Here is a 26,155-nt window from a genome sequence, read left to right on the forward strand (position 1 = left end):
AACCCAGCTCCTGCTACTCCCCGAGCTGCGGACCGAAACCCGGATATGGCTTCAGCGCAATGACCGTCGGCGTTTGCAGGAAGCCCGATTTCACGAGCGGCAGCGCTGAGAACGTGCGCTCCAGTGCCGGGGCGCTGTCGCCTTCGGCAAGGATCACGGCACCGCCCTCGCGCAGCCAGATCTGCCTGACCACGCCGTCCACATAGAGATTGCGGATGACTTCCTGCTCCGCCTGACGCTCGGCCGCCGTCGGGGTTTCGTTGGGCGGGGGAGAACTGCGGGATACCAGAACAAGATATTGCATGGCGCGCTCCAGGGTTAGTCTTGTGAGAGTTCGCCGTCCGTCAGCCGCCAGAGGCCGAGCGGATTGTCGTGGCGCAGGGCCTCGGGCAGCAGTGCATCCGGAAAGCCCTGGTAGGTCACCGGCCGCAGAAACCGTTCGATCGCGGTCATGCCTACCGAGGTGAAGCGGCTGTCCGACGTGGCTGGAAACGGCCCGCCGTGGATCGATGCGTACGACACTTCCTGTGGATGCGCGAAAGCATTGATCACGATGCGGCCGGTGCGGCGTTCCAGAATCGGCAACAGGCGGGCAGCCAGCGCCAGGTCGGCCTGCTCCAGATGCATGGTTGCCGATAGCTGCCCACGGAACCGCCGCGCGATGCTGACCAGTTGCTCCACGTCCGTCACGCGCACCAGCAACGCCGCCGGTCCGAACACTTCGTCGAGCAGGGCCGGTTGGTCGATCAGCTGTGTGCCATCGACCTCGAACAGGAAGGACTGGCCATCCCAATCGCCCACGGGCGCCGCACCGGCGGCAATGGTCTCGGCGCCGGCCGCATGCTGGCGGTCCAGGCCCTTGCGATAGGCCTGCTGGATACCGGGCGTCAGCATCGTGCGGGCGTGCATGCCATGCACGCGGGAGATCATCGCCTCGCGCAGCGCGTCATAGCCCGCGCCCGCTACGGCCAGCAGGATGGCCGGCTTCAGGCAGGCCTGCCCGACGTTCACCAGCATGCGCTCGGCAAAGCCATCGCCGATCTGCGCACCGCGCGACGCAAGCGCGTCCGGCAGTACAAAGGTCGGGTTCACGCTGGTCATCTCGGTGAAGACCGGGATCGGATCGGGCCTCTGCTGCGCACGGCGATAAAGCGCCATGCCGCCTGCTTCGGAGCCGGTGAACGTCACGCCCTTGATCAGCGGATGGTCGACCAGCGCCTCGCCAATTGCATTGCCGTCGCCGCGCAGCATCGAGAACACGCCTTCATGCAGGCCACTGTCCCTGACCGCCTGCTGGATGATGCGCCCCATGATTTCCGACGCGCCGGGGTGAGCGTTGTGCGCTTTCAGGATGACGGGGCAGCCGGCCGCCAGTGCCGACGCGGTGTCGCCGCCGGCAACCGAATACGAGATCGGGAAGTTGCTGGCGCCGAAGATGGCAATGGGTCCGATGCCGATCTTCTGCATGCGGTGATCCATGCGCGGACGCGGCTGCCGGTCTGGCTGGGCCGGGTCGATCGCGGCTTGCCGGAAGCGCCCCTGACGCACCACCGTGGCGAACTGGCGAAACTGGGTGGCCGCCTTGGCTGCCTCGGCAGCCAGCTGGGCAGCAGGCAGGCCGGTTTCCAGCGCGGCACGCTGCGCCAGCGCCGGCGCATGGGCATCGAGCCCGTCGGCGATGCGCTCCAGGAATGCGGCGCGCTCTGCCAGCGTCGTGCCGTTGTAGCTGTCGAAGGCGTCATCGGCCAATTGCGCGGCGCGTTCGACCTCCGCGGGGCCGCCGAACGCGAAATCGGGTGCGAACTTCAGATTGGTCGCGGGATTCAACGCACGCATCGTGCCCGCCGTGGCGCCCACTTCGTGCGCGCCGATCAGGAGATTGCCGGTGAGGTTCATGCCGCAACCTCCCGCGAAGCGGTAGGAAGCGCGGCAACGAGTTCAGCGGTCTTCAGAATTTCATGCGCGAAGGTAGGGCCGTTCAGATGATGAGCGGCATGCATCATTTCGCGGGTGAACGCGGCTGTGGCGTCGTTCACGAGCGTGACGTGGTAGCCAAGCTCCATTGCAAAGCGGGCGGTCGATTCGATGCAGGTATTGGCCAGCAGGCCGATCACGATCACATGCGTGACGCCTTGCTGCTTGAGCTGGAAATCGAGGTCGGTGTTGGCGAAGCCGCTCTGGGCCCAATGCTCCTGGATGACGATGTCGCCGTCCTGGGGCACGAAATCGGGATGCCACTCTCCGCCCCATGTGCCTTTGGCAAACGTATGGCGCTGTTGCACCAGGCGCTGCGTCGGATTCGGATGATCCCAGTTGTCATAGTCGCCCGGCTGCCAGCGGCGATGCGGAACGTAGAACACCTGGATGCCGGCGTCACGGGCGGCGCCCACGGCCGCACGCAGGTTGTCCAGCAGGCGGACGTCGTCAGCCACGTCCCTGAGCATCGGAAACAGCTTGCCGCCGTCGGAAAGGAAGTCGTTGTACGGGTCCACCAGCAACAGGCCGGTGCGCTCCGCGCGATAGAGAGGATTCGCCACTTGGATACTCCTTTAAGGCATGTGCGACCGGAGTCGCATCGGTTGCAGGGGCGCCTGCCTGCCTTGACTGTCAAGTTGCGCGACGTCTCGCGCTTCAGTACGAGCCAGTATAACTATGAAAATCATAGTGTCAAGAAACACAAGGGATAGCGGGCGGAGGAAGGCGCCAGCCGAGCATTCGTGATCGTGCTACTATGAAATAAATAGTGACTTTTGGAGTCGGGCTGTGACGCGAGCGACGGAAGCTAGGAACGATACGGCGTGCCCCGTGGCACGTTCCGTGGATGTGGTGGGCGACAAGTGGACGCTTCTGGTGCTGCGCGAGCTGTACATGGGCGCAACGCGGTTCGAGGAAATGCAGATCCAGACCGGCGCCACGCCGCAGATGCTGACCACGCGCCTGAAGGCGCTCGAGGCGGACGGCATGGTCGAGCGCCGGCCGTATAGCGAGAAGCCGCTGCGGTACGAATACCAGCTCACCAGGAAGGGCTGGGATTTCTATCCCGTGATCTATGCACTGCGCGCCTGGGGCGAGACGTGGTGCAAGGATGAGGACGAAGGGTTGGCGGTGCGCTTCGTGCATCGCGCCTGTGGCCACGACGTGGGTCTGGCCAGCGTTTGCCCGCATTGCGGCGCGCCGATCCAGCGCCAGGACCTGGACGCCGTCATGAGCAGTACCTTCGCGGACGAGCGCGCAGCCCGGCGCGAGGCGTTCAAACGGAAATAGCCGCGCGCAGGCAGCGGCTGTCATCGACCATTACCAGCAGTCATTTCCATTACAAAACGCAAAGGAGACATGCGTGACCGACTATCGCTATGGAGTTGCTTCACCCGCCGACATCGCGGGCATGACCGGCAAGGCCGTACTGGAGGCCATCGTGGACGGCCGGCTGCCGCAGCCGCCGATTGCCGAGACGCTGGGGTTCTGGCTGGTGGAGGTTGGCGAAGGGTTTGCCGCGTTCGAAGGCGAGGCGGGTCCGCATCTGCTCAATCCGATGGGTACCGTCCACGGTGGATGGGCGCTGACGCTGATCGACAGTGCTACGGGATGCGCGGCATATTCGGTGCTGCCGGCCGGCACCGGCTATACCACGGTGGAAACGAAGGGAAATTTCTCGCGCGCCATCAAGGCCGATTCAGGGCGCGTGCGCGCGGAGGGGCGCGTGGTTTCCTCGGGCAAGCAGATCATTACCGCCGACTGCCGCGTGCTCGACGCCAGCGGTCGCGTGCTGGCGCACGGCACTTCCACGCTGCTGGTGCTGGCACCGCGATAGCCGGGCCAGATCGTCCCGAACCACGCGCCGGCTGGCCTGCCGGATTCGATCTACAGGACCCGCCCGAACCACCACAGTGACAGCAATCCCGCGCAGGTGGCCAGCAGGGCGCCCAGCGCGGCAAAGAACGCGGTGATCTCGACCTGGTCGCGCTTGCCGTAGCTCAGCCTGGCGTTGATGGCGCGGTACACCTTCTTCAGGCGCGAGGCATCCTCCAGGCGGAAATACTCCGCGCCCGTGGCGTCGGCCACCTGCTTGAGCACCTGTTCGTCGAGCCGGACGCGGGCGGACATGCCATCCGCCTTCAGCACCACGCCCTCGATGGTGCCCACGCCCACGGTGTAGATGCGCACGCCGTGCGCGGCGGCGAGCTGTGCCGCCAGCATGGCGCCGGGGCCCGCATTGCTTTCGCCATCGGAGAACAGCACGATGGCGCCCGACGCATAGGAGCCGGGGGCCACGTTATCGTCGTTGTCCGCGCCGGGCGGTTTCTGCGGCGGCGAGTCGTCGTTCATGAGCCGCGCCGCGTCTTCGGCCAGTTGCGGCATCAGCGCCGTCAGCGCGATCAGCAATCCGTTACCAAGGGCCGTGCCACCCTGTGATTGCAGTTTGTCGATCGCGGCAGCGACGTCGTCCTTGCGCCGGCTCGGCGCCTGCGCCACGGCCGCCGTGCCTGCCATCGCCACCAGCCCCATGCTGACTCCCGATGGCTGGGCATCGAGCAGGACCTTGGCCGCGTTCTGCGCGGCGCGCAGGCGGGTTGGCTTGACGTCCTGCGCCCGCATGCTGCCGGACAGGTCGATCACAAGGATCACGGTTTCGATGCGGGAGGGCAGCATCATCACGGCCTGGGGCCGTGCAATCGCAACGATCAATGCGGCCAGGGCCAACAGCGCCATGACCGGCGCCACGTGGCGGCGCCAGTTCGTGACGGCCTTGCCCGCGGTGCCCGCCATTTGCAGCGCCGGGTAGTGCGCCCTCGCGCGGCGGCGGCGCGCGTCGAGCCACACGTAGCACACCGCCAGCAGCACCACGCAGGGCAGCAGCCAGAGCATGACCGGCCACAGGAAGCTGAAGACGGGCAGGCGGCTGATCGCATCGATCATGCGGTCCCCCGTGCGACGTTGCGCGCGCCGCCAAGGCGCTGGCCGCGCTGCCGGGCGAATTGCAGCAGCGCCAGGTCCAGCCGCGTATCGGTGGAAAGCGTCAGGCAGTCCACGCCGGCGCGTACAAAGCCCTGGCGCAGTTCCGCCTCCCGTGCCTCGGCGATGGCCGCAAAGCGCTTGCGGAAGCCCCGGTCATGCGTGTCGATGAGCATCTGCTCACCGGTTTCAGCGTCCTGCATCACCACCAGGCCCAGGTCTGGAAGTGCCAGCTCCAGCGGGTCGACCAGCCGCACCGCCACCACCTCATGGCGCCGTGCCAGCATCGCCAGCGAGGCCTGCCAGCCGGGTGCGCTGATGAAATCGGAGACGACGAATAACACCGAACGCCGCCTGGCAACCGATCGCGCGCGTTCGAGAAGATCGCGCAGGCGGGTATCGCCCGGCGACGCGGCAGGCATGGCATGCATGCGGTCCAGCAGATGCAGCAGGTGCCGGCGCCCGGCGCGCGCTGGCACCACGGCCGGCGTGGTGTCGGCGGCGCCGCCGTACAGCACGGTTCCCACGCGGTTGCCATAGCGCGTCAGCAACAGCGCCATGACCGTGGTGAAATCCGCGAGCAGGTCGCGTTTGCGGACCGTGCCGGAACCGAAGTCGATCGATCCGCTCAGGTCCAGCAGAAACCACACGGCCACCTCACGATCTTCCTGATACTCGCGCACGTGTGGCGTTTGCAGCCGCGCGGTCACGTTCCAGTCGATATGACGCACATCGTCGCCGGGGTGATATTCGCGCAGGTCCGCCAGGTCCAGCCCAAAGCCGCGAAACAGCGTGCGGTAGTCGCCCTGGAGCAGGCCGTCGAGCCGGCGCACCACGGTCCATTCCAGCCGGCGCAGCAGCGCGTCGGTCTGGCTGGCACCGATGCGGGCCGTGGCGGCCGTGCCGGGGACGACGGCCAGGGGGCCGTTCTGGCGCTTACCGCGCAGCCGCCCGAACATGGGATTCCATCGGGCGCTCGGGCACCGGCAGGGCCTGCAGGATGCGGGCCACCAGCTGGTCGGGGGTGACCGCATCGGAAATGCCCTCGTACGACAGCACCACGCGGTGGCGCAGCACGTCGGGCACCAGATCGATCACGTCCTCGGGCAGCGCGTAGTCGCGCCCGCGCAGGAAAGCCAGCGCGCGGGCGCCTTCGATCAGGCCGATGGTCGCGCGCGGGCTGGCGCCGAAGGAGACATAGCGGTCCAGATCTTCCACGCCATAGCTGGCGGGCTTGCGCGTGGCCGCTACCACGCGCACCGCATACTGGATCAGCCCTGGGTCCACGTACACCTTGCGGCACTCTTCCTGCAGCGCGGCCAGATGTTCGGGCGTGGCGATCGGATTCACGCTGATGCGTGGCCCGGTCACGCGATTGACGATGACGACTTCCTCTTCCTCGCTGGGATAGCCGACCAGCACCTTCATCATGAAGCGGTCGACCTGAGCCTCGGGCAACGGGTACGTGCCTTCGGTCTCGATCGGATTCTGCGTGGCCATGACCAGGAAAGGCGTGGGTACCGGATGCGATTCGCCGGCAATCGTCACCTGCTTTTCCTGCATGACCTCCAGCAGCGCGCTCTGCACCTTGGCCGGGGCGCGATTGATTTCATCGGCCAGCAGCAGGTGGGCAAACACCGGTCCGCGCACCGTGGAGAATTCGCCCGTGCCCTGGTTGTACATGCGCGTGCCGATCAGATCGGCGGGCAGCAGGTCTGGCGTGAACTGGATGCGCTTGAAGGAGCCGCTCATCGTTCGCGCCAGTGTGTTGACCGTCAGTGTCTTGGCCAGGCCCGGCACGCCTTCCACCAGCAGATGGCCGCCGGCCAGCATGGCCACGAGCACCCGCTCCAGGAAGTGGTCCTGCCCCACCACCACGCGTTTCACCTCGTACAGCAGGCGTTCCATCAGGCTGGCGCTGTCAGTAGCGCCCCAGGGTTGGTCGTTCATAGGCCTCCGTGTCTAGAAGGGAGAAGAACCAAGGGCCATGCCGGCACTTTCGATCGTGATGGCAAAGCCGATGCCGAGAAAGGTACCGCTCGGATTGGGGTTGAGGATGGCGGTGACGATGCCCACCACCTCGCCATTCATGTTCACCAGCGGACCGCCCGAGTTGCCCGGATTCGCGGCGGCATCGAACTGAATCAGCTTGTCCAGGTTCTGTTTGCGGTCCGGCGAGACGAACTGGCGGTCCAGCCCTGAAATCACACCCGCCGAGACCGACGGACCAATGCCGAACGGAAAGCCGACCGCCACCACCTCGGTGCCGGGCACCAGTGCCTGGCTGGAACCGAGCGTTGCCGCCGGCAGGTCGTCGGGGATCGATTTGGGTTGGACGATGGCCAGGTCCTTTTCCGGAATCGCCTGCAGGACCAGTGCCTCGGTCGTCATGCCGTTATGGAACCGGACCTCAAGGCGCGTGGCGTCCGCCACGACGTGATAGTTGGTGATGATCGTGCCGCTTTCCGTGACGACCACGCCGGAGCCGATGTGACGCGCCTCTGACTTGCCGACCGGCGGCTCCTTGCTCTTGGGCGACTCCACCGTGGCGGCTTCGTCGCGCGGCGCTGGCGCGGATTTCGGGGCGGGCTTGTTTTTGGCGTCGGGGGAACCGCGCTTGGATTTGGGCGCCGGCTTGGCCTCGGGGGCCTTTTCGGCTGGCTTGTCCGCTGCCTTTTCCGGGGCGAAGCTGCGGATTTCCACCACCGACTCGCGGATCGCTTCGGCGGCCCTGGCTGCTTGCGAGGGTAGGGGTTTGGTCTGGAGTGTGTGGAGTACGGCGGCGTCGATATCGGCCTGGGTGAGCTTGCGGGGCGGCGGTTGCGACAACCAGGCGACGCCGACACCCGAGGCGAAGACCAGGGCGACGGCCACTGAAACCAACCCGTAGATCGTCACGCGTTTCATCGCTGCCCCCGGTTCCGTCGCGCCGTGGAAAATACAGTACCATCCTCTTACCCACGCGCCAAGGAGCAGGGCATGCAGTTTCTCTGGCCGCAAATGCTCTGGCTGCTGCTTTTGCTACCACTGCTGGCGGCCGCCTATCTGTATCTGATCGCCCGGCGCAAGAAGGCGGCCCTGCTCTATGCGAGCCTTGCATTGCCGCGCGCCGCGCTGGGACCCGGCCAACGTCTGCGGCGCCACATTCCTCCCGCTCTGTTTCTGCTTGCGCTAGGTGCCGCGCTGATAGCCTGCGCGCGGCCCAGCGCCACCATCACGCTGCCCTCGGACACCATCACGCTGGTGCTGGCGATGGATGTTTCCCGCAGCATGGAGGCCACCGACGTCGAGCCAACCCGGATCGCTGCTGCGCAGCAGGCCGCCCGCGACCTGGTGGTGGGACTGCCGTCGAGCGTGCGGCTGGGCATCGTCTCGTTCGCCGCCACGGCCGCCGAAGTGCTGGCGCCCACGGATAACCGGCAGGACATGCTCGACGCGCTGGACCGCTTCCAGTTGCAGCGCGGCACGGCCACCGGCAGCGGGTTGATCCAGGCGCTGGCGGTCTTGTTTCCCGACGATGGCATCGACCTGGAAGCCGTGCTGTTCAACGACGCCTCGCCACTGGCGGGACGGCCGGCTACATCACTCGACGAGGCCGCCGCGGCCGATGCGGCCCGCAAGCGCGAGAAACAACGGGAGCCCGTACAACCCGGCACCTACCGCCACGGGGCGGTGATCCTGCTTAGCGACGGCCGCCGCACCACCGGCCCTGATCCGCTAGACGCGGCGCGTATGGCCGCGCAGCGCGGCGTGCGTGTCTATACCGTGGGATTCGGTTCGGCCCAGGGCGGCGCCGTGCCGGGGGAGCCGGTCCTGTCCTACTTCATGCAGCTCGATGAACCGGCGTTGCGCGCGGTGGCGACGATCACCGGCGGCGAGTACTTCCAGGCCGGCTCGGCTGCCGACCTGAGCCGTGTGTATCGGCAGCTAAGCGCGCGTTTTGCGCTGGAGCGGCGCGAAACCGAGATTGGCGCGCTGTTCGCGGCGGCGGCCGGGGTGCTGCTGGTGATGGGCGGGGCGCTATCGCTGTTCTGGTTTCGTCGCTAACGAAGTTATGTGTGCTACCGCACGCACCGCGGCGGAAATCCGGCATTTCGGGCATGCCGCGGTGCAATAAGCCATCCGGCTTACATCGTCCCGAGCACGGCCTTCGTCTCAAGGAATGCCTCCAGCCCGTACGTGCCGTACTCGCGGCCAATACCTGATTGCTTGAAACCGCCGAACGGTGCGGCCGGATCATGCGTGACGGTATTGACGAGTACGCGGCCCGCGTCGATGCGCGCGGCCACGTCGCGTGCGCGCGCCACGTCGGACGACAGCACATAGGCTTGCAGGCCATAAGGCGTGTCATTCGCAATCGAGATGGCCTCGTCGGTGTCGCGGTACGTGAGGATCGACAGCACCGGGCCGAAGATCTCCTCGCGCGCGATCGTCATATCGTTGGTCACATCGCTGAATACGGTAGGGCGCACGAACCAGCCGCGCTCGACGCCTGCTGGCCGCCCTTCGCCGCCGGCCAGCAAACGCGCACCCTCGGCGATGCCAATGCCGATGTAGCGCTGCACGCGCTGCCATTGCTTTTCGCTCACCATCGGGCCGACGGTCGTGGCGGCCTCACGCGGATCGCCCGCACGGAATTCCGTCATCGCGGCGACGATGCGCGACTCGAATTCCCGCAGCCGGGCCTTGGGCACCAGGATGCGTGTGCCGGCGATGCAGGCCTGCCCGCTATTCATGAAGCCCGCCTGCAGGGCGAGCGGTGCGGCCTTGTCCAGATCGGCGTCGTCCAGCACGATGACCGGCGATTTGCCGCCCAGCTCCAGCGTCGTGCGTTTGAGCGATTCGGCGGCGGTGCGCAGGATGCTCTTGCCAACGGCCGTGGAACCGGTGAAAGACAGTTTTACGACGTCCGGGTGCGCGGTGATGGCGGCGCCCACCGTGTCGCCCCGGCCCGTCACGATATTGAACACGCCAGGCGGGACGTCGGCGGCATGCAGTGCCTCGGTCACGATCCGCGTTTGCAGTGCGCTCATCTCGCTAGGCTTGACGACCGCCGTGCAGCCGGCGGCCAGTGCCGCCGCCAGCTTGCCGGTGATGAACCCGGCATCGTTGTTCCAGGGCGTGATCAAACCAGCCACGCCCAGCGGTTGCATGACGACTTCGGACGTGCCGACGCGCCGGGTAAAGGCATAGTCTTCGAGCACGCCCGCCGCGTCGCGCAATACCTCGCTGGCATGCCGCGCCATCCAGCGTGCGCGCGACGCCGGGGCGCCGTATTCCTCGACGATGGCTTCGAGCAGGTCGTCTTCACGCGCCAGCACCGCCGAGTGCATGCGCTTGAGCATGTCGATGCGCTGCCGCTTCGGTGTGCGCGAGAACGACGCGAAGGCACGCTTGGCGGCGGCTACGGCCTGTGCCGCATCCACGGCATCCGCCAGCCGTACCTGGCCGATCACGGCCTCCGTGGCCGGATTGAAGAGGTCGAACAGTTCGTCACCGTGCGGCGTGACAAAGGCTCCGTCGATATAGATCTTGTCGATGCGATGCATGAGGTATCAATGTCATGTTGCGTTGTCATCAAGATAGGACGCCGGCATTGTGTTGACTAGCCATACAATCGTATATGTATCATTAAACGAATCAGGACAATGCGGACTTCCGGGCTGGGTGAACTTGAGGCGGTGCTGGCTGTGGCGCGCCATCGCAGCTTTCGTGCGGCGGCGAACGAGATGGGTGTGTCGACCTCCGCGCTGAGCCATGCCGTGGCCGTGCTGGAGGCGCGCATCGGCGTGCGTCTGTTCAATCGGACCACGCGTAGCGTGTCCCTGTCAGAGGCCGGCGCGCAGTTCGTGGCCAGCGTGGCGCCGGCGCTGTCGACCATCCGCGATGCCATCGACCAGGCCGGCAGCTTTCGTGACACGCCGTCGGGCACGCTGCGGATCAATACCTCGGCCGGCGCGGCGCACCAGGTGATGCCGGTGTTCGTCGCTTTCCTGCAGCGTTATCCCGAGATGAAGCTCGACATCGTCACCGAGGGCAAGCTGATCGATATCGTCGTGGAGGGGTTCGACGCAGGCATCCGCCTGGCTGGCACCGTGCCGCAGGATATGGTGGCGGTACCGTTCGGTGACCGGCAGCGCTTTGCCGTGGTGGGTAGCCCGGAATACTTCGCCAGTCATGGCAAGCCGCGCACACCTGCCGATCTCAAGGCACACCAGTGCATTCGCAGCAGGATGCCGAGTGGCACGATCTATCACTGGGAATTCGAGCGGCATGGCGAGACCGTGCGCATCGACGGCGCCGGAGGATTGACGCTCGACGATGCCGGCCTGATGCTCGCGGCAGTGCGCGCCGGTGTCGGGCTAGCCTATCTGACCGAGTGGAACGTCAGCGCGGATCTGGCAGCCGGTACGCTCGTGCGCGTGCTGGAAGACTGGACGCCGCCGCTCGATGGGCTGTGCCTTTATTATCCGAGCCGCCGTCATGCACCGGCGGGGCTGCGTGCGTTGATCGGCACGATTCAGGAACACGCGGATATGCAACGTCAGCGCGTGAAACGTAAGCGGACGCAGCAGGCGAAGCCAAAAACAAAACCAAAGCCGCGATAGCGGGATCGCGGTATCCGGCGCTGCAGCTACAACTACAACTACAACGCCAGCACGATCTTTCCGCCGTTCCGCGCGCGCGAGCAGCAGGACATCATGCGATTGTTCGCCTCGCGTTCGCCGCGCGTGAGCACGACATCCCGATGGTCCACATCGCCGGCCAGCACGCGGACTTCGCAAGAGCCACACAAGCCTTCCTCGCAATCGCTCTGCACGTCGATATTGGCGCAGCGAAGCGCGGTCAGCAGGGTTTGATCGGCTGGCACGTCCAGTGTTAGGCCCGAATCCTTGAGTTCCACCGTGAACGGCTGTTCCTTCGACGGGTCGAGCGTGCCGAGCTGAGAGCTGAAATGTTCCACGCGCAGCGTATCTTCGGGCCACGCCGCACAGGCGGCTTCGAGTCCTTCGATCATGCGGGCCGGTCCGCACGCATAGACCTGCGTGATGCCGTCGGGTGTGCCGACGATACGAGCAAAGTCCGCGCGCGGGCCGTCGTCGCGCGCATGCACATGCAGCCGCGGGCCATGCAGCGCCGTGAGTTCGTCGAGCATGGCCATCGCCTGGCGTGATCTGCCGCAGTAGTGAAACTCGTAGTCGATGCCTAGCTCGCGTGCGCGGCGAGCCATTGCGCTGACGGGCGTCACGCCGATGCCGCCGGCCATGAAGATGGCCTTGCGGCAGCTTTCGTCGAGCCGGAAGTGGTTGCGCGGGCCGCGCACCTTGAGCTTGTCCCCGGCGCGCAGGTTGGCATGAATCCAGGCGGAACCGCCTCGGCTTTCCGCTTCGCGCAGCACGGCGATCTCGAACGTGCTGGCGTCGGCGGGGTCGCCGCACAGCGAATACTGGCGCGATATGCCCGTGCTGCCGCACTCCACGTCGATGTGGGAACCCGGCGACCAGCGCGGCAGCGGACGTCCATCCTGCGATGCCAGGCGGATTCGCAGCACGTCGCGCGCGGCCGGTTCGACCGAGTCGACGGCGAGCGTGCGGCCAATGTTGCCGGTTGGCTCGCCAATGCGCACCGCATCGCGCGCGGCCAGCACGGACGGGTCGCTGCGTTCGGGGTTTTGTGCGGGGTCCCATTCCACCCACAGATGCTCGGGGCCACGGAACGACGTGTTGGGTACGTAGGTGAAGCGCTGCTCGGCCAGCCGCAGGTGCGGCAGGCGGCTGGTCAGTTCTTCAAGGAAGATCTGCATCTCCATGCGCGCCAGGTTCTTGCCCATGCACTGGTGCGCGCCATAGCCGAACGTGAGCTGGTCGCTGGCGTTGTCGCGGTGAATATCGAACAGATCGGCGTCGGCAAAGTGATGTTCGTCGTGGTTGGCCGACGACGTCACGATCAGCAGCTTGCTGCCCGCCGCAAGCCGGATGCCGCCCACTTCGGTGTCGCGCGTGACGATGCGTCGCCACGCGGCGACCGATCCGTTGTGGCGCAGGCATTCTTCCACGGCATTCGGAATCAGCGCCGGGTCTTCGCAGATTTCGCGCCAGACGGCGGGATGCTCCAGCAGGAGCTTGATCGCATTGGCCGATGCATTGGCCGTGGTCTCGTGTGCCGCAACGATGCCGGCCATCATCATCGAGTGCAGGTAGGAATCGGTGACGACTTCGGGCAGATCTTTCTGCTTGCGGATGCCGTACTGCATCCAGCCCTGGCCGGATGGGTCCTCGCGCATCTTGTCGAGGATGCGGCCCGCCAGTTGCCAGAAGTTGCCCACGGCATGGGCCACGGCCACCTGTTCCTCGGGCTTCGGCCGGCCCCATGTATTGACCGTGTGGGCGATCGAATACTGGCGCAGCAGGTCCATGTCTTCCTCGGGCACGCCGAGGAAATGCAGCGCCACCGTCAGGGGCACTTCCCACAGCATCTGGTCCACCAGGTCGGCGCGGCCGTCGTCGATGAAGCGGTCCACGTACTCACGCGCGAGCCGGCGCACCAGCGGCTCGTGATGCACCAGTTCCGCCGGCGTGAATGGCTCCATCAGCGCGCGGCGGCGTGGCATGTGAGCCGGTTCGTCCTCGTTGACGAGCGTGCGGTTCATCGCATAGCCATACGATGCCAGCACCGCATTGGCTTCATCGCCGGTGGGCGTGATCTTTTCCAGCGCGATGGCGGGGCTGAACGTGAGGTTGTCCCGGAAGATCGCCTTGATATCCTCGAAGCGGGTCGCCACCCAGTAGCCGAGCCTTGGGCTGTAGAACACCGGTTCCTGCTCGCGCGACCAGCGCACGTAGTCGGGCGGGTCCTGCTGATAGCCGTCCTCGAACGGATCGAATGCCGCGGCGTTGTGGCTGACGGGGCAACCATTCGGCGCGCGCAGCGCCGCATGGTCGATCGGGCAACCCGCGCCATGCGCGGGCGGAGGGGACTGATTCATGCGGGACTCCAACTTTCTGGCGGTGCGTCAGTCGAGCGAGATCTTCAGATCCTGGATCAGCTTGGTCCACCGAGCGGTTTCGCTGCGCAGCAGGTCTGCAAACTGCGCGGGCGTATTGCCCACCGGCTCCACGCCGAAGTCGACCAGCTTCTTGTTGATGGCCGGGTCCTTGACCGAGGCCACCACCTGCCTGTTCAGCGTATTGATGACATCGGGCGGCGTCGCGGCCGGTACCACCATGCCTACCAGCGCGGCGGCTTCCACGTTCTTGTAGCCGAGTTCGGCGAAGGTCGGCACGTCGGGCAACTGCGGCAGGCGCGTGGCGTTGGCCACGGCCAGCGGGCGCACCTTGCCGCCCTTGATAAAGCCCGCGCCGGCCGCGAAGTCGACCATCATCGCGGGAATCTGTCCCGCCGCCACATCGGACAGCGCCGGGGCCGCGCCGCGATACGGCGCGTGGGTCATGGTCAGGTGCGCTTCGGTCTTCAGCAGTTCCATCGCCAGATGGTGCGGGCTGCCGGCGCCAGCCGAGCCGTAATTGACGCCTCCGGGCGTGGCCTTCACCTGCGCGATGAATTCCTGCGCCGTCTTCGCCTGCGTGCCGGGGCCGACGACCAGGATCATCGGAAAGCGGCCCAGCAGTGTCACTGGCGCCAGGTCGCGCGTCGGGTTGTATGACAGCGTCTTGTACAGCGCGGGATTGAAGACTAGCGTGCCGTTGTCCGCTGACAGCACGGTGTAGCCATCGGGCGTAGCACGCGAAGTTTCCGATGCGCCGATCGCCGTGTTGCCACCCGGCTTGTTATCCACCACCACCGGCTGGCCGACGCGCGTCGACAGTCCTTGTCCGATCGTGCGTGCCAGGAAGTCCGATCCGCCGCCAGCCGGATAAGGCACGATCCAGCGGATCGGCTTGGCGGGATAGGCGTCGGCGGCGTGGACGGGGGCGGCGCACACGGCCATGACAAAAGACACGGCCAGCAGCGCGGCAGGCTGGAAGCGGGGCATCGGGTTGTCTCCTTGGTATTTGGCCGGATAGTGGTCGGCCTGTTTTGCGTAAATCATATACGCATTGCGTAATCCTTGAATGGGGGTTAACCTCCAACGCCATGTCTACTTCCACCGACATTTCTCCCCGGCCGCGCGAGCGCCGCCAGCGCGTGCAGGCTGCCGAAACCGGCATGGCCGTGCTCAAGGCCCTGGCGCGCCTGGGTGGCCGCGCGAGCCTGACCGCCATCGCCATGCAGATCGACGAAAGCCCGGCCAAGGTGCACCGGTACCTGGTGAGCCTGATGGAGCAGGGGTTCGTGGCGCAGGAAGCGAACACGCAGCAGTACCACCTGGGCATCGAGGCGCTGCAGATCGGGCTGGCCGCGATGCGTCAGGCCGACCCGATCCGGCTGGCCGAAGCGCCGCTGGTGCGGCTGCGCGAGCGGCTGGAAGTGACGTGCTTTATCGCGGTGATGGGCAACAAGGGGCCGACCATCGTGCGAATCGAGGAGCCGGGTCTGCCGGTGACGGTGAATGTGCGCGTGGGGTCGGTGATGCCGCTGCTGTGGTCGGCCACGGGACGGGTGTTCCTGGGCATGCTCGACGATTCGAACGTCCAGGCGCTGGCACAGGCTGAGCTGGATGCGCTCACGCCGGCGCAACGCGCCGACCTCGACGAAAAAGACCCGCTTGGAGTGCTGCGCGAACCCGTGCGGATGCAGGGCTGCGCGGCCGTGCGCGATACCAACCTGAAAGGCATCAGCGCCGTGGCGGCGCCGGTGCGCGACTACACGGGCCGTGTCTGCGCGGTGCTCACCGCGCTTGGCGCCACCGGCGGCTTCGACCCTTCGATCGACGGACCCATCGGCCGCGCGGTGCGTGAGGAAGCCGCGGCGATCAGCGCATTGCTGGGCTGCGCCGCGTAGCGCGTGCGTTGCAGTCTTATTCCGGGCGCTTCGGAATGTTCACGGCGCGCTGCACGGTAGGGCGTGCCTCGAATGCCTTGAGTACGCGCGATACCTCGGGGAAGTCCTCGATGCCGACCAGGGGGCCGGCCTCGTAGAAACCCAGCAGGTTGCGCACCCACGGGAACGTGGCGATATCGGCGATCGTGTAGTCGTCGCCCATAATCCACTCACGGCCCTTGAGCCGTTCGTCCAGCACCTTCAGCAGCCGCTTGGTCTCGGCCACGTAACGGTCGCGCGGACGCTTGTCTTCGTAGTCCTTGCCCGCGAATTTGTGGAAGAAGCCCACCTGGCCAAACATCGGCCCGATTCCGCCCATCTGCCACATCACCCACTGGATAGTTTCGTAGCGCAGCGCCGGGTCCGCCGACATGAACTTGCCGGCCTTCTCGGCCAGGTAGACCAGGATTGCGCCCGATTCCCACAGGGCCAGCGGTTTGCCGCCGGGACCGTTGGGATCGATGATCGCCGGGATCTTGTTATTGGGGTTCAGCGACAGGAATTCCGGCGACATCTGGTCATGCTTGTCGAACCGTACCAGTTGCGGCTCGTAGGGCAGGCCGGTCTCTTCCAGCATCAGCGATACCTTGATGCCATTGGGGGTATTCAGCGAATACAGCTGCAGGCGCTCGGGATGTTGCGCAGGCCATTTGGCGGTAATCGGAAAGTCGGACAGAACGGTCATTGTGGGGAGAAGTCGTTTTGTGGGCGAAAGCGGCCATGTTAATAGGTTCGGCGCCGTTTCGCCTGGCAGGCCCCAAATACCCCTGATATCGACATTTGATCTAGGCCAAAGCTACATATAGTGGTCATGTGGAAGAATCCGCACCACATCTTGTATGAGGGAGCGGACGCGATGCCGGAAATGGCCATGAGCAGAACGACGGTGGATGTCGAGTCATCGATCAACGAATACCTCGACCGCCAGGACTGGCGGATCAACGCCAACGCCAACCAGGGGTATTCGCTGGGCGGCCTGATTCTCAACGTGGCCGGCAAGGTCACGGCCAATTACTGGCTCTCGCATGTCTATGCGCCAGAAGCCGGCGCGGCGCATCGCGCGGGCGACCTGCATATCCACGACCTCGACATGCTGTCCGGCTATTGCGCGGGATGGTCGCTGCGCACGCTGCTGCATGAAGGACTCAATGGCGTGCCGGGCAAGGTCGAGGCGTCGCCGCCGCGGCATATGTCGAGCGCGGTTGGGCAGATCGTGAATTTCCTGGGCACGATGCAGAACGAATGGGCCGGCGCGCAGGCGTTTTCTTCGTTCGACACCTATATGGCGCCGTTCATCCGCAAGGACGCGATGAACTATGCGGAAGTCCGGCAGCACATCCAGGAGCTGATTTACAACCTCAACGTGCCGTCGCGCTGGGGCACGCAGACGCCGTTCACGAACCTGACCTTCGACTGGACCTGCCCGGACGACCTCAAGGAGCAGGTGCCGGTGATCGGCGGCCAGGAAATGCCATTCCGCTATGGCGACCTGCAGGCGGAGATGGACATGATCAACCGCGCCTACATCGAAGTGATGACGCAGGGCGATGCCAAGGGGCGCGTCTTTACGTTCCCGATTCCGACGTACAACATCACGCCCGATTTTCCGTGGGACAGCGAGAACGCCCGGCGGCTGTTCGAGATGACCGCCAAATACGGCCTTCCGTACTTCCAGAATTTCGTGAATTCGGATCTGACGCCCAATATGGTGCGATCGATGTGCTGCCGCCTGCAGCTCGACCTGCGCGAGCTGCTCAAGCGCGGCAACGGTCTGTTCGGCAGCGCCGAGCAGACCGGGTCCCTCGGCGTGGTCACCATCAACTGCGCACGGCTGGGCTACCTGCATCGGGGCGATGAACCAGCGTTGCTGGCCCGGCTCGACACGCTGCTCGATATCGCGCGGGATACGCTGGAAGCCAAGCGTGAACGTATCCAGCAACTGATGGATCAGGGGCTGTTTCCCTATACCAAGCGCTACCTCGGCACGCTGCGCAACCATTTCTCCACGCTGGGCGTGAACGGCATCAACGAGATGATCCGTAACTTCACGGGCGACGCGCACGACATCACCAGCGAGACGGGCCACGCGATGGCGCTGCGTCTGCTCGACCATGTGCGCGGCCGCATCGTCGAATATCAGGAAGCCACGGGCCATATGTACAACCTTGAGGCAACGCCGGCCGAAGGCACGACCTACCGCTTTGCGCGCGAGGACCGCAAGCGCTGGCCCGACATCGTGCAGGCCGGCACGGCCGCGCAGCCGTACTACACGAACTCGTCGCAATTGCCCGTGGGCTTTACCGACGATCCGTTCGAAGCGCTGGCGCGGCAGGAAACGCTGCAGTCCAAATACACGGGCGGCACGGTCCTGCACCTGTACATGGGCGAGCGCCTGTCAAGTGGCGACGCCTGCCAGTGCCTGGTGCGCCGGGCGCTTGAGTCGTTCCGGCTGCCGTATATCACGGTCACGCCCACGTTCTCCGTTTGTCCCACGCACGGCTATCTGGCCGGCGAACACCGCTTCTGCCCCAAATGCGACGAGGAGATCTTCGCGCGCAAGCGGACGCAGCAGGCGGCCTGAGTTGTTTCTCCCGATGTTCCAACCCGAAGTTTCAACCTGCGAGCGCATGCCATGACCGATCTTTCCGTCAGCCAGCATTTCTCCATCGACACCGCCGACACCGCTATCACCCTGCGCGACGACGAGCGCCAGCCCTGCGAGGTCTGGACCCGCGTCATGGGCTACCACCGACCCGTGGAGAGTTTCAATATCGGCAAGAAGGGCGAGCACGCCGAACGCAGGTTCTTCGATGAGCGCCGCAGCCGGCATTGAGCGGACGATGGCGGGCCTGCGCGTTGGCGGTCTGGTGCCACTGACCAGCATCGACTTTCCGGGCAGGCTGGCCGCCGTGGTGTTCTGCCAGGGCTGTCCGTGGCAATGCGGTTACTGCCACAACCCCCACCTGATTCCACCGCAGGGGCCGCCCGCGATGGCATGGGACGATGTCCTGTCGTTCCTTGCGCAACGGCGCGGATTGCTGGACGGTGTGGTGTTTTCGGGTGGCGAGCCGACGCTGCAGGCCGCGCTGCCCGATGCGATCCGTGCCGTGCGGCAATTGGGATTTCAGGTGGCACTGCACACGGCCGGCATGTATCCGGACCGCCTGAGCGCGGTACTGCCGCAACTGGACTGGATCGGCTTCGACATCAAGGCGCCGGCGCATGCCTATGAGGCGGTCACCAATACGCCTGGCAGCGCGGCCCGCGTCATGGCGTCGCTGGACCGGATGCTGGCGAGCGGCGTGCCCTATGAATGCCGCACCACGTGGGACCCCGCGCTGTTCGATGAGCCGGCGCTGCTGGCGCTGGCCGGCATGCTCAAGGCGCGGGGCGTGCGGCATTGGTCCCTGCAGGTCTGCAACCGTGCCGGCCAGCCGGTGAACTGGCCTGCCGGTGTGGCCCGGCGTCTGGCCGAGGCTTTTCCGGAGCTTGTGCTGCGCGTGCCGGAGTGAGTCCTGCGTCGCGGCTATTGCAACCGGGGGTCCGGCTCGTGCGCCATCGGCGAATAGGCGGGGTCCCATTCGTTGCCTTTGGGCAGCGCGACGCGCGGCATCCACGCGGGCCAGCCCGGCCAGGTACTGCCATGTGGTTCTCCCACACGGATATAGGCAATACCGCCGCAAATGGCGCGTGCGGCACCGCTATCCAACAGATCTTCGCGGTACAGGTCCGCGATCTTCAGCTTGCTCATGATGGTCTCCTGAACGTGGTGGCAGGCACGGCGAGCGCGGTGCCTGTCAGCCGTTCAGCAGGGACCATGCCATTGCGTAAAGGGCAGGGTGCTGCACGGCCAGCGGATATCCAGTCGGCTGGCGGCCAACACCCGCGGTGTGCATGTGGTGTAGCTGTTGGGTATGCGGCTATCGGCCAGCCAGTTCCGCGGCAACGAAATCCACAAACACTTTCGCGCGCGCGGGCAGGCGCCGCCCGAATCCGTGCAGCATTTGCAGCGGAACAGGGCGCAATGCCACATCGGGCAATACCAGTCGAAGGCGTCCGGCATCGAGGTCTTCCTGGACGATGGTTCGCAGCAGTTGCGCGATGCCCAGGCCGTTGAGCGCCGCCGTGCGCATGGCCTCGCCACTGTCGGTATCGAACACGCCTTCGATCTGCAGGCGCGTGCCGTCGGCAAGCGTGATGGGCATGACCTGGCCGGCCAGCCGATAGCGCACATGACGATGCTGCTGCAATGCGGCCACCGTGCGAGGCTCGCCATGACTGGCAAGGTACGCCGGCGACGCAACCAGCACCAGCGGCAGCATCGCGAGCGGCCGGGCATAGAGGCCGCTGTCGCTGGCGTGCCCGGCGCGCAGGGCGAGATCGAAGCCTTCGCGGATCAGGTCGGCGTGCTGGTCGCTGACGCTGACGTCGAGCGACAGGCGCGGATGGCGGGGCATCAGCCGGGCCGTGATCGGGCCAAGCAGCGAGCGGCCGAGATCGCTGGGCATGCTGACGCGCAGCCTGCCCGCCGCCGTCGACGGCCTGGCCAGTACTTCGGTGGCTTCCTCCAGCCCGCGCACCAGCGGCGCCACACGTTCGTAGTAGGCGTTGCCTTCATCGGTCAGCATGAAGGCGCGCGTGGAGCGCTTGAACAGCTTCACGCCGAGCCGCGCTTCCAGCCGCGAGATGCTCTTCGATATGGCCGACGGCGTGGTGCCCAGCAACCTGGCGGCACCGGTGAAGGAGCCGGCTTCCACGGCACGTACGAAGGCGGACAAGCCATGCAGGCGTTCCATCGACATGGATGACAAATTGGCACAAGTGATGCGTTCATTGTAAGGCTGCCCACGCCGCGCCTGCTTCCGTAAATTCGCATCCGTATCGATCACGGAATGTAGAGGACCATCATGAGCAGACTCGCGGGAAAAGTCGCCGTCATCATGGGCGGCAACAGTGGTATTGGCCTGGCGATGGCCAGGCGGTTTGTCGGGGAGGGCGCCAGTGTGGTCATCGTCGGGCGCCGCGCGGACGCCGTGGAACAGGCCGTAGCGGGCTTGGGGCCGCGGGCCGTCGGCCTGACCGGCGATATCGCTGACCTGACAACGCACGACCGTGTGGCGGCGCTGATCGCGGAAAGGTTCGGCGGCGCCGACATCTATGTAGCCAATGCCGGGATGAACCAGATCACACCGTCCGGGCGGGTGAGCGTCGACGAGTACGACGTGCAGTTCTCCACTAATACGCGCGCTGTGTTCTTTGGCGTACAGAAAATTGCGCCGGTCATGCGCGATGGTGGTGCGATTCTGCTGGTCAGCTCGATTGCCAGTGCCAAGGTGCTCGATGGACACGCGGTCTACGCGGGCAGCAAGGCCGCCATCGAGGCGTTCGCGCAAAGCTGGGCACTGGAGTTCAAGACGCGCGGCATTCGCGTGAACGTGATCAGCCCCGGCCCGGTGGACACGCCGATTCTGGCCAAGCTCGGCGTGGCACCGGGGGATCGGGCCGCGTTCGAGGCCGGCGTGGCCAAGGCCATTCCGCTTGGCCGGCTCGGGCGCGCCGAGGAAATTGCATCGGCCGCGCTGCTGCTGGCCAGCGGCGAGGGCAGCTTCATTACCGGGGTCAACCTGCGCGTCGATGGCGGTATCGCGCTGACCTGACGGGCGTTGTGCCGTGCCAACAAAAGTTGGCAGGAACCGCTTCGGTGGCTACTCTCCATTTGGCTACTCAGTCATCTGGAGGGTACCCGCTGTATATAGGCGGGCGATATTCTCTAGCTCAATTGCAACGGAGGGGCAGCATGAGGACCTTAACCGGGCTCGTTGCCGGCTGCATATTGGTCGCTGGCTGCAGTGCACCGAAAGCACCACCGGCGCCGGCGGCCTTCCAGGCGGACGACAACAGCGGCAAGCCAAAGCGCGCGGCACAGGCGTGGATCGCGGCCAACAAGGACTGGTCCGCCGACAAGGACCTCGGCGCAATCCTGGCGCAGCCCGAGAACCGCGGCGTCAAGGACCTATTGGCGTCGCCGCAGTGTAGCGAGGCCGCGCCGAAGACTTCCGCTGCCAGGGCGGCGTCACCGTCGGCCAGCGTCTTCGTCGTGGGCGGCACGCGGCTCGTATCCGACCTCTACACCGACAAGGACAAGAGCGAACGGGAGCGGTTGAAGCATGACGCGCTCGATGCCAGCAGTGTCGACGTAACCTTCTCCGCAGCGGGCTTCCGTGGCATTCGCTGCGTGGTCTACGCACGCTATGCCGAGGGCGATGCACCAGCCCGCCCTGGTCTGCTGGCCGTGCTGGCCATCGAGCAGAAACTCCAGGAAGGCAAGTTCACCGACTATTTCCGGTTCCGGCCGCTCTATGTGCGCGCTGGCAATACCGTGGCCAGGACGGCGGCCGGCAATGCGTCGCAACCGGCGCGGATCGCGGTGTCATTCGCGCTGGTGGCGCGGCAGCTCGTGGTCGATAACCAGGGGGCGGCAACCTTCGCCGAACTCGGATCGGCGGCCACCACGGTTGCGCGCGTGCCGCTGGGCGAAGAGGGCGTGTCGTGTACGCAGACACCATGCAGCAGCATGTCGCCGCCGATGCCAGTGCCCGTTGCCAGGGGCACCGTGGTCATGTCGATGGGTGCCAGTGAAGCGGGCGACGTAGGCGCCGACATCGACCAGTTGCGCGTGGAACGCGAAGCAGTCAAGACGGCGCGAGGGGCGGGGCCGTTGTCGCCACCGGCTGCGCAGCCCGTACAGACACAACGGCCGCCGCGTACCCAGCCGGCACGGGCGGGAGACAACGGCGCCACGCACCCCAATGGTTCGTGATACGTGGCGGCGCCGCATGCAGCGCGCATGCGGCCCGGAGGCGCGGTAATCGCGGTAATCAGAACGGCAGGCTCAGGTAGTACCGTCCCAGTTCCGTCAGTTCGCCGTCCGCGCCGAGCAGGCTCGTGAAATGCGGATCGGGGTGCCAGCGGCCCGTGAACCATGCGTAGCGGAATACATCGGCACGCTGCTCGCAGGTCGCCACCATTTCGCGCATCTGCGTTTTCTGTTTCTCCAGCGTATCGATCTGCGCGCCATCGGCGTTGGCATGCCAGTTGGCGAACTCCGTCACCCAGAACGGCTTGCCGTACTTGGCCAGGCGATCGAGCTGTCCGCCCAGGCCGTAGTCGTACCAATGGAAGGCCAGGTAATCGATCTGGGGATTGCGGTTGCCGTTGGCGGCGCGATAGGCGTTGTAGAACGCATCGAGCCAGACCACGGGATCGCTGTAGCCAGGCATCGTGCCCCACGTGATGGCCGGTCCCACGAGCTTGACGCCGGTACGCGCGGCAATGCCCTCGAATTGCGGCCATGCCGCCGCCGCGGCGGTGGGCGACAGGTTGGACTGGTCCGTCAGATTCGGCTCGTTCATCAGCAGCAGATACTTGACCTCCGGATGGGCCAGCAGCCACGCCTCCACCGTGGTGGCATCGAACGCATAGTCGTTCCAGAGCATGGGGATGAAGTCCATGCCGTAGGCGGCGCGCGGGTTGGCGGGTGCCGCCGCATTTGGCTTGGGAGACCAGTTGTACCACCACGATACCCCGGGCGCCAACGCTGCCACGTCGGCCTGGCTGGCCAGGTCGTAGGCAATCCCGCGCTTGGCGCTCTTGGTCACGCCAGGCGTGGCGGCGGGCGGGGTGGCGGGTGTGGTCGGCGTGTTCGGGGCGAGATTGCCGCCGCCATTGCCGCTGCCGGAACTCGCGGCACCGCCGTCGCCGCCGCCACAGGCAGCGAGCGCGAAGGCCATGAGCAGCGGTGCCAGGGCACGGCTGCGTAGGGTTTGCATCAGCATGTGAGATTCCGTGTGAAGCGAATTCGGGTCAGGATTTTTCCCTCTCCCGTTTGGCGGGAGAGGGAAACGTTCCTAGATCGGCGCCGTGCCTTACAGCGACTGCAGGAAAGCAGTGATCGCGTCGCGGTCTGCCTTGGGCAGCGCTTCATAGCGCGTGCGCGCGTCGGTGGCCTCGCCGCCGTGCCACAGCACAGCCTCGGTGACATTGCGTGCGCGGCCATCGTGCAGCAGGCGGACGTTCGTATCGCCGCCCTGCACAAAGCGCAGCGAGCCGATACCCCAGAGCGGTGCCGTGCGCCACTGGCTTGGATACGCGCGGCCTTCGGCCAGCGTATCGGCCAGGCCCGGACCCATGTCGTGCAGCAGCAGGTCGCTGTACGGATGGATGGTCTGCTCGCGCAGCTCGGCAAACGGGTGAGTGTTGCCGGTCTTCATGGTCGGCGTATGGCAGGCCACGCAACGTACCTGCGCGAACAGATCGCCGCCGCGCGCGATTTGCGACGGATTGACGTCATGCTCGGGCGACACGCGGATGCCATCGGGAAAGCCGCTGCGCAGCTTGCGCTGGGCAGGCACGCCAATCAGCGACAGATAGTGCGTCATGCGTTCCAGCTCGTTCTCGCTGATCGACGTCGGCGTGGTGACCGAATGGCAGTTCGCGGCGCCGCGCTGGCAGCCATAGTCGGGGAACATCGGCGAGGTGACGCCCAGGTCCTTGATCAGCGCATCGGCCACCTGCTGGCGGATGCTGCCCTTTGATGCCTTCCAGCCGAAGCGGCCCACGCGGGTCTTGCCCGTCTGCGGGTCCACCACGAGATTGGCCACGCCCTTGATGCCGTCACCGTTCGCGTCGTCCGGGTCCGCCTGCGCCAGGATGGTGGTTTCAGGAATCGCTTCGAGCAGGCCCATGCCGATCACCTGTGCCGCCTGGCGTGCCGAGAATCGTGCTGGCGTCGGTCCCTTGAACGTGAAGACCGGCTTGACCAGTTCCACCTTCTCGCCGTCTGCCAGCGTGCGCACCGTAGTCTCGAACGACGTCACGCTCACGTCATAGGCGGGTGCCTTGGCGTCCTGCGCGTGCTGCTGCACGTTGTGGCCGTAGGTCGGATCCGCGCCCGTGCCGTCGGAATTGGCGGTCAGGAACGACATCGTGTCGAGCTTCGCACCCAGCCCCAGCGGCTTGCTGCGGCCGTTGTTGGTGTGGCACTCGATACAACGCGGCTGGTTGTAGCGCGCGCCGAGCTGGCCGATATGGGCGGTGAACACGGGGTTGTCGCGGTCGTGCTCGGAGTGCGTGCCATCGGCGAACGACGTGTGGAACAGGCGACGGCCCTCAACAAAGCGCTGCGTATTGGTGATGCCGATGTTGTTGGCCATCTGCTGGAAGACGCGCATCGGCTCTTCCGAGTAGTTGTACGAGAGGCTGGCCTGCCCGCCCAGCAGGGTGTCGTCGGGCAGCGGCTCGGAATCGAGGTTCGGCGCAATGCCGTACCACGGACGCATGCCCACGCCGACGATGTAAAGCTGCTCGAACGAGTAATAGCGGCTGCCGCCACCATCCACCACGGGATCGCGCTTGAGACGCGGTGCGGGCGCCAGCTCGACCTTGTCGCCGATCTTCAGAGGGCTGTGCGGGTCGGTGCGCCAGTTCGAATCGAACGTCATCATGCAGTCTTCGCGCGGCTGGTTCTCGCGGCAGATCGGCAGGCCACCTTCCTTGGGATTGTTGAAGCCGTAGTTCAGGGACCAGCCGTAGTCGCGCACGGTGGGGTCGAGCACGTTACGGAACAGGCTGAACGTGGTGCCATCGAAAATGCCCTGGTTCACGCGCAGATAAACCTCGATCAGCTGCTTGCCGGCCGGCACGTGATCGCGGATCTCCAGCCCGAAGGTACGGTTCTGGAAGTAGAACGTCGGGAAGGTCAGGTAACGGCCGGGGCCGGCGTCGGGGGCGTCCCACGCTTCGCCGCGTTCGCGTGCATGCCGCTCGGTCGGGCGGGAGCCCATCAGCGTGACCAGCGTGCCATCCGGCTCGCGGTACTGGATCTGCTCCATGACCGGCGTATCGGCGTTATAGAGCGGCTCGTAGAGCGAAGGCGTGACGGTGGGGGGCGGCGCACTGTCACCGCCACCTCCGCCGCATGCGACAACCATCAAGACCGCGGCCAGCAGCAATGCCGGCCCACGATAGTGAGCGACTAGTTTCATGATCGACCCTTCGTTTTTATGGGAACCGCACACGGTTCCGTTCTCGGTTTTTCTTTTCCGCTGCCTTCACTACCCGTTGGCATGCGTCGGAAAAAGGCCTATTCCCTGTAGCCGCCGCGATTATCTGGATCCGCCTAAATAGATGTCAATTGTCATTATCTGGCGCACGGGGTGACAAAAATTGGGCGGCATGGTGACGAGGATCGTCACACCTAGAA

The 26,155-nt window shown here is 65.7% G+C and carries 25 protein-coding genes; 10 read left to right on the forward strand and 15 right to left on the reverse strand.

What is annotated here, in order from left to right:
- Positions 1-13: 13 nt before the first annotated feature.
- The 3 genes from AC3FLX_RS07315 to AC3FLX_RS07325 are packed head-to-tail and all read right to left on the reverse strand — an operon-like array spanning position 14 to position 2,537.
- Entirely contained in the window at positions 14-304 is a 291-nt protein-coding gene (locus AC3FLX_RS07315; RefSeq protein ID WP_488695185.1) for a hypothetical protein, read from the reverse strand.
- A 14-nt stretch (positions 305-318) separates the two neighbouring features.
- A complete protein-coding gene (locus tag AC3FLX_RS07320; RefSeq protein ID WP_488695187.1) occupies positions 319-1,896 on the reverse strand; it encodes an aldehyde dehydrogenase (NADP(+)) in 1,578 nt (525 codons plus the stop codon).
- Positions 1,893-2,537, reverse strand: a complete 645-nt coding sequence (locus tag AC3FLX_RS07325) for a cysteine hydrolase family protein (protein ID WP_488695188.1) — start codon at positions 2,535-2,537, stop codon at positions 1,893-1,895. Before AC3FLX_RS07325 ends, AC3FLX_RS07320 begins: the two co-directional genes overlap by 4 nt.
- A gap of 268 nt (positions 2,538-2,805) precedes the next feature.
- Between AC3FLX_RS07325 and AC3FLX_RS07330 the strand changes: the two genes are divergently transcribed.
- Both AC3FLX_RS07330 and AC3FLX_RS07335 read left to right on the forward strand, forming a co-directional pair.
- On the forward strand, positions 2,806-3,264 hold the full coding sequence (locus AC3FLX_RS07330; RefSeq protein WP_488695190.1) for a winged helix-turn-helix transcriptional regulator: 459 nt from the start codon (positions 2,806-2,808) through the stop codon (positions 3,262-3,264).
- A 73-nt stretch (positions 3,265-3,337) separates the two neighbouring features.
- Positions 3,338-3,811, forward strand: a complete 474-nt coding sequence (locus tag AC3FLX_RS07335; RefSeq protein ID WP_488695191.1) for a PaaI family thioesterase — start codon at positions 3,338-3,340, stop codon at positions 3,809-3,811.
- 50 nt (positions 3,812-3,861) lie between these two features.
- Here AC3FLX_RS07335 and AC3FLX_RS07340 read toward each other — a convergent pair whose 3' ends face one another.
- The 4 genes from AC3FLX_RS07340 to AC3FLX_RS07355 are packed head-to-tail and all read right to left on the reverse strand — an operon-like array spanning position 3,862 to position 7,860.
- Entirely contained in the window at positions 3,862-4,917 is a 1,056-nt protein-coding gene (locus tag AC3FLX_RS07340) for a VWA domain-containing protein (protein WP_488695193.1), read from the reverse strand.
- Positions 4,914-5,912 (reverse strand): DUF58 domain-containing protein, encoded by a 999-nt coding sequence (locus AC3FLX_RS07345; RefSeq protein WP_488695195.1) that lies wholly within the window; start codon positions 5,910-5,912, stop codon positions 4,914-4,916. Before AC3FLX_RS07345 ends, AC3FLX_RS07340 begins: the two co-directional genes overlap by 4 nt.
- Positions 5,890-6,903, reverse strand: a complete 1,014-nt coding sequence (locus AC3FLX_RS07350; protein ID WP_488695197.1) for an AAA family ATPase — start codon at positions 6,901-6,903, stop codon at positions 5,890-5,892. Before AC3FLX_RS07350 ends, AC3FLX_RS07345 begins: the two co-directional genes overlap by 23 nt.
- Positions 6,904-6,915: 12 nt before the next feature.
- Entirely contained in the window at positions 6,916-7,860 is a 945-nt protein-coding gene (locus AC3FLX_RS07355; RefSeq protein ID WP_488695199.1) for a S1C family serine protease, read from the reverse strand.
- 72 nt (positions 7,861-7,932) lie between these two features.
- Between AC3FLX_RS07355 and AC3FLX_RS07360 the strand changes: the two genes are divergently transcribed.
- Positions 7,933-9,000 (forward strand): VWA domain-containing protein, encoded by a 1,068-nt coding sequence (locus tag AC3FLX_RS07360; RefSeq protein WP_488695201.1) that lies wholly within the window; start codon positions 7,933-7,935, stop codon positions 8,998-9,000.
- An 80-nt stretch (positions 9,001-9,080) separates the two neighbouring features.
- On the opposite strand, the gene AC3FLX_RS07365 is transcribed toward AC3FLX_RS07360, so the two are convergent.
- Positions 9,081-10,502 (reverse strand): aldehyde dehydrogenase family protein, encoded by a 1,422-nt coding sequence (locus AC3FLX_RS07365; protein WP_488695203.1) that lies wholly within the window; start codon positions 10,500-10,502, stop codon positions 9,081-9,083.
- Positions 10,503-10,601: 99 nt separating this feature from the next.
- On the opposite strand from AC3FLX_RS07365, the gene AC3FLX_RS07370 reads away from it, so the two are divergent.
- Complete coding sequence (locus AC3FLX_RS07370) at positions 10,602-11,561, forward strand: LysR family transcriptional regulator (protein ID WP_488695205.1); 960 nt, start codon at positions 10,602-10,604, stop codon at positions 11,559-11,561.
- Between the two features lie 38 nt (positions 11,562-11,599).
- Here the strand turns inward: AC3FLX_RS07370 and AC3FLX_RS07375 are convergent, their stop codons facing one another.
- Both AC3FLX_RS07375 and AC3FLX_RS07380 read right to left on the reverse strand, forming a co-directional pair.
- Positions 11,600-13,939 carry a cytochrome P450/oxidoreductase gene (locus AC3FLX_RS07375; RefSeq protein ID WP_488695207.1) on the reverse strand — a complete coding sequence of 780 codons (2,340 nt, stop codon included), beginning with the start codon at positions 13,937-13,939 and terminating at the stop codon, positions 11,600-11,602.
- Positions 13,940-13,966: 27 nt separating this feature from the next.
- Positions 13,967-14,947: a Bug family tripartite tricarboxylate transporter substrate binding protein gene (locus AC3FLX_RS07380; RefSeq protein ID WP_488695209.1), complete on the reverse strand. Its 981-nt coding sequence runs from the start codon at positions 14,945-14,947 to the stop codon at positions 13,967-13,969.
- A 101-nt stretch (positions 14,948-15,048) separates the two neighbouring features.
- On the opposite strand from AC3FLX_RS07380, the gene AC3FLX_RS07385 reads away from it, so the two are divergent.
- Positions 15,049-15,855 carry an IclR family transcriptional regulator gene (locus AC3FLX_RS07385; protein WP_488695211.1) on the forward strand — a complete coding sequence of 269 codons (807 nt, stop codon included), beginning with the start codon at positions 15,049-15,051 and terminating at the stop codon, positions 15,853-15,855.
- Between the two features lie 16 nt (positions 15,856-15,871).
- Here AC3FLX_RS07385 and AC3FLX_RS07390 read toward each other — a convergent pair whose 3' ends face one another.
- Complete coding sequence (locus AC3FLX_RS07390) at positions 15,872-16,579, reverse strand: glutathione binding-like protein (protein WP_488695212.1); 708 nt, start codon at positions 16,577-16,579, stop codon at positions 15,872-15,874.
- A 171-nt stretch (positions 16,580-16,750) separates the two neighbouring features.
- Here AC3FLX_RS07390 and AC3FLX_RS07395 point away from each other — a divergent pair, with 171 nt between their 5' ends.
- The 3 genes from AC3FLX_RS07395 to AC3FLX_RS07405 are packed head-to-tail and all read left to right on the forward strand — an operon-like array spanning position 16,751 to position 19,406.
- Positions 16,751-18,475 (forward strand): ribonucleoside triphosphate reductase, encoded by a 1,725-nt coding sequence (locus AC3FLX_RS07395; protein WP_488695214.1) that lies wholly within the window; start codon positions 16,751-16,753, stop codon positions 18,473-18,475.
- Between the two features lie 51 nt (positions 18,476-18,526).
- Positions 18,527-18,727: an anaerobic ribonucleoside-triphosphate reductase gene (gene nrdD / locus AC3FLX_RS07400; RefSeq protein ID WP_488695216.1), complete on the forward strand. Its 201-nt coding sequence runs from the start codon at positions 18,527-18,529 to the stop codon at positions 18,725-18,727.
- Positions 18,705-19,406, forward strand: coding sequence for an anaerobic ribonucleoside-triphosphate reductase activating protein (locus AC3FLX_RS07405; protein ID WP_488695218.1), 702 nt, complete (start codon positions 18,705-18,707; stop codon positions 19,404-19,406). Before nrdD ends, AC3FLX_RS07405 begins: the two co-directional genes overlap by 23 nt.
- A gap of 14 nt (positions 19,407-19,420) precedes the next feature.
- Here the strand turns inward: AC3FLX_RS07405 and AC3FLX_RS07410 are convergent, their stop codons facing one another.
- Entirely contained in the window at positions 19,421-19,645 is a 225-nt protein-coding gene (locus AC3FLX_RS07410; RefSeq protein ID WP_488695219.1) for a hypothetical protein, read from the reverse strand.
- Between the two features lie 169 nt (positions 19,646-19,814).
- Positions 19,815-20,696, reverse strand: a complete 882-nt coding sequence (locus tag AC3FLX_RS07415) for a LysR family transcriptional regulator (RefSeq protein WP_488695221.1) — start codon at positions 20,694-20,696, stop codon at positions 19,815-19,817.
- A 105-nt stretch (positions 20,697-20,801) separates the two neighbouring features.
- On the opposite strand from AC3FLX_RS07415, the gene AC3FLX_RS07420 reads away from it, so the two are divergent.
- Both AC3FLX_RS07420 and AC3FLX_RS07425 read left to right on the forward strand, forming a co-directional pair.
- On the forward strand, positions 20,802-21,551 hold the full coding sequence (locus AC3FLX_RS07420; protein WP_488695222.1) for an SDR family NAD(P)-dependent oxidoreductase: 750 nt from the start codon (positions 20,802-20,804) through the stop codon (positions 21,549-21,551).
- 140 nt (positions 21,552-21,691) lie between these two features.
- Complete coding sequence (locus tag AC3FLX_RS07425; protein WP_488695223.1) at positions 21,692-22,714, forward strand: hypothetical protein; 1,023 nt, start codon at positions 21,692-21,694, stop codon at positions 22,712-22,714.
- Between the two features lie 58 nt (positions 22,715-22,772).
- Here the strand turns inward: AC3FLX_RS07425 and AC3FLX_RS07430 are convergent, their stop codons facing one another.
- Both AC3FLX_RS07430 and AC3FLX_RS07435 read right to left on the reverse strand, forming a co-directional pair.
- Positions 22,773-23,729 carry a glycosyl hydrolase gene (locus AC3FLX_RS07430; protein ID WP_488695224.1) on the reverse strand — a complete coding sequence of 319 codons (957 nt, stop codon included), beginning with the start codon at positions 23,727-23,729 and terminating at the stop codon, positions 22,773-22,775.
- 90 nt (positions 23,730-23,819) lie between these two features.
- Positions 23,820-25,937, reverse strand: a complete 2,118-nt coding sequence (locus AC3FLX_RS07435; protein ID WP_488695225.1) for a di-heme oxidoreductase family protein — start codon at positions 25,935-25,937, stop codon at positions 23,820-23,822.
- Positions 25,938-26,155 lie beyond the last annotated feature (218 nt).

The organism is Cupriavidus sp. 291-E7, assembly GCF_057798835.1.

Bases quoted from the DNA above. Each gene is read 5' to 3' on its own strand.
- AC3FLX_RS07315 (WP_488695185.1), bottom strand. From the start codon at position 304: ATGCAATATCTTGTTCTGGTATCCCGCAGTTCTCCCCCGCCCAACGAA.
- AC3FLX_RS07320 (WP_488695187.1), bottom strand. From the start codon at position 1,896: ATGAACCTCACCGGCAATCTCCTGATCGGCGCGCACGAAGTGGGCGCC.
- AC3FLX_RS07340 (WP_488695193.1), bottom strand. From the start codon at position 4,917: ATGATCGATGCGATCAGCCGCCTGCCCGTCTTCAGCTTCCTGTGGCCG.
- AC3FLX_RS07345 (WP_488695195.1), bottom strand. From the start codon at position 5,912: ATGTTCGGGCGGCTGCGCGGTAAGCGCCAGAACGGCCCCCTGGCCGTC.
- AC3FLX_RS07350 (WP_488695197.1), bottom strand. From the start codon at position 6,903: ATGAACGACCAACCCTGGGGCGCTACTGACAGCGCCAGCCTGATGGAA.
- AC3FLX_RS07355 (WP_488695199.1), bottom strand. From the start codon at position 7,860: ATGAAACGCGTGACGATCTACGGGTTGGTTTCAGTGGCCGTCGCCCTG.
- AC3FLX_RS07360 (WP_488695201.1), top strand. From the start codon at position 7,933: ATGCAGTTTCTCTGGCCGCAAATGCTCTGGCTGCTGCTTTTGCTACCA.
- AC3FLX_RS07365 (WP_488695203.1), bottom strand. From the start codon at position 10,502: ATGCATCGCATCGACAAGATCTATATCGACGGAGCCTTTGTCACGCCG.
- AC3FLX_RS07370 (WP_488695205.1), top strand. From the start codon at position 10,602: ATGCGGACTTCCGGGCTGGGTGAACTTGAGGCGGTGCTGGCTGTGGCG.
- AC3FLX_RS07375 (WP_488695207.1), bottom strand. From the start codon at position 13,939: ATGAATCAGTCCCCTCCGCCCGCGCATGGCGCGGGTTGCCCGATCGAC.
- AC3FLX_RS07380 (WP_488695209.1), bottom strand. From the start codon at position 14,947: ATGCCCCGCTTCCAGCCTGCCGCGCTGCTGGCCGTGTCTTTTGTCATG.
- AC3FLX_RS07385 (WP_488695211.1), top strand. From the start codon at position 15,049: ATGTCTACTTCCACCGACATTTCTCCCCGGCCGCGCGAGCGCCGCCAG.
- AC3FLX_RS07390 (WP_488695212.1), bottom strand. From the start codon at position 16,579: ATGACCGTTCTGTCCGACTTTCCGATTACCGCCAAATGGCCTGCGCAA.
- AC3FLX_RS07395 (WP_488695214.1), top strand. From the start codon at position 16,751: ATGCCGGAAATGGCCATGAGCAGAACGACGGTGGATGTCGAGTCATCG.
- nrdD (WP_488695216.1), top strand. From the start codon at position 18,527: ATGACCGATCTTTCCGTCAGCCAGCATTTCTCCATCGACACCGCCGAC.
- AC3FLX_RS07405 (WP_488695218.1), top strand. From the start codon at position 18,705: ATGAGCGCCGCAGCCGGCATTGAGCGGACGATGGCGGGCCTGCGCGTT.
- AC3FLX_RS07410 (WP_488695219.1), bottom strand. From the start codon at position 19,645: ATGAGCAAGCTGAAGATCGCGGACCTGTACCGCGAAGATCTGTTGGAT.
- AC3FLX_RS07415 (WP_488695221.1), bottom strand. From the start codon at position 20,696: ATGTCGATGGAACGCCTGCATGGCTTGTCCGCCTTCGTACGTGCCGTG.
- AC3FLX_RS07420 (WP_488695222.1), top strand. From the start codon at position 20,802: ATGAGCAGACTCGCGGGAAAAGTCGCCGTCATCATGGGCGGCAACAGT.
- AC3FLX_RS07425 (WP_488695223.1), top strand. From the start codon at position 21,692: ATGAGGACCTTAACCGGGCTCGTTGCCGGCTGCATATTGGTCGCTGGC.
- AC3FLX_RS07430 (WP_488695224.1), bottom strand. From the start codon at position 23,729: ATGCTGATGCAAACCCTACGCAGCCGTGCCCTGGCACCGCTGCTCATG.
- AC3FLX_RS07435 (WP_488695225.1), bottom strand. From the start codon at position 25,937: ATGAAACTAGTCGCTCACTATCGTGGGCCGGCATTGCTGCTGGCCGCG.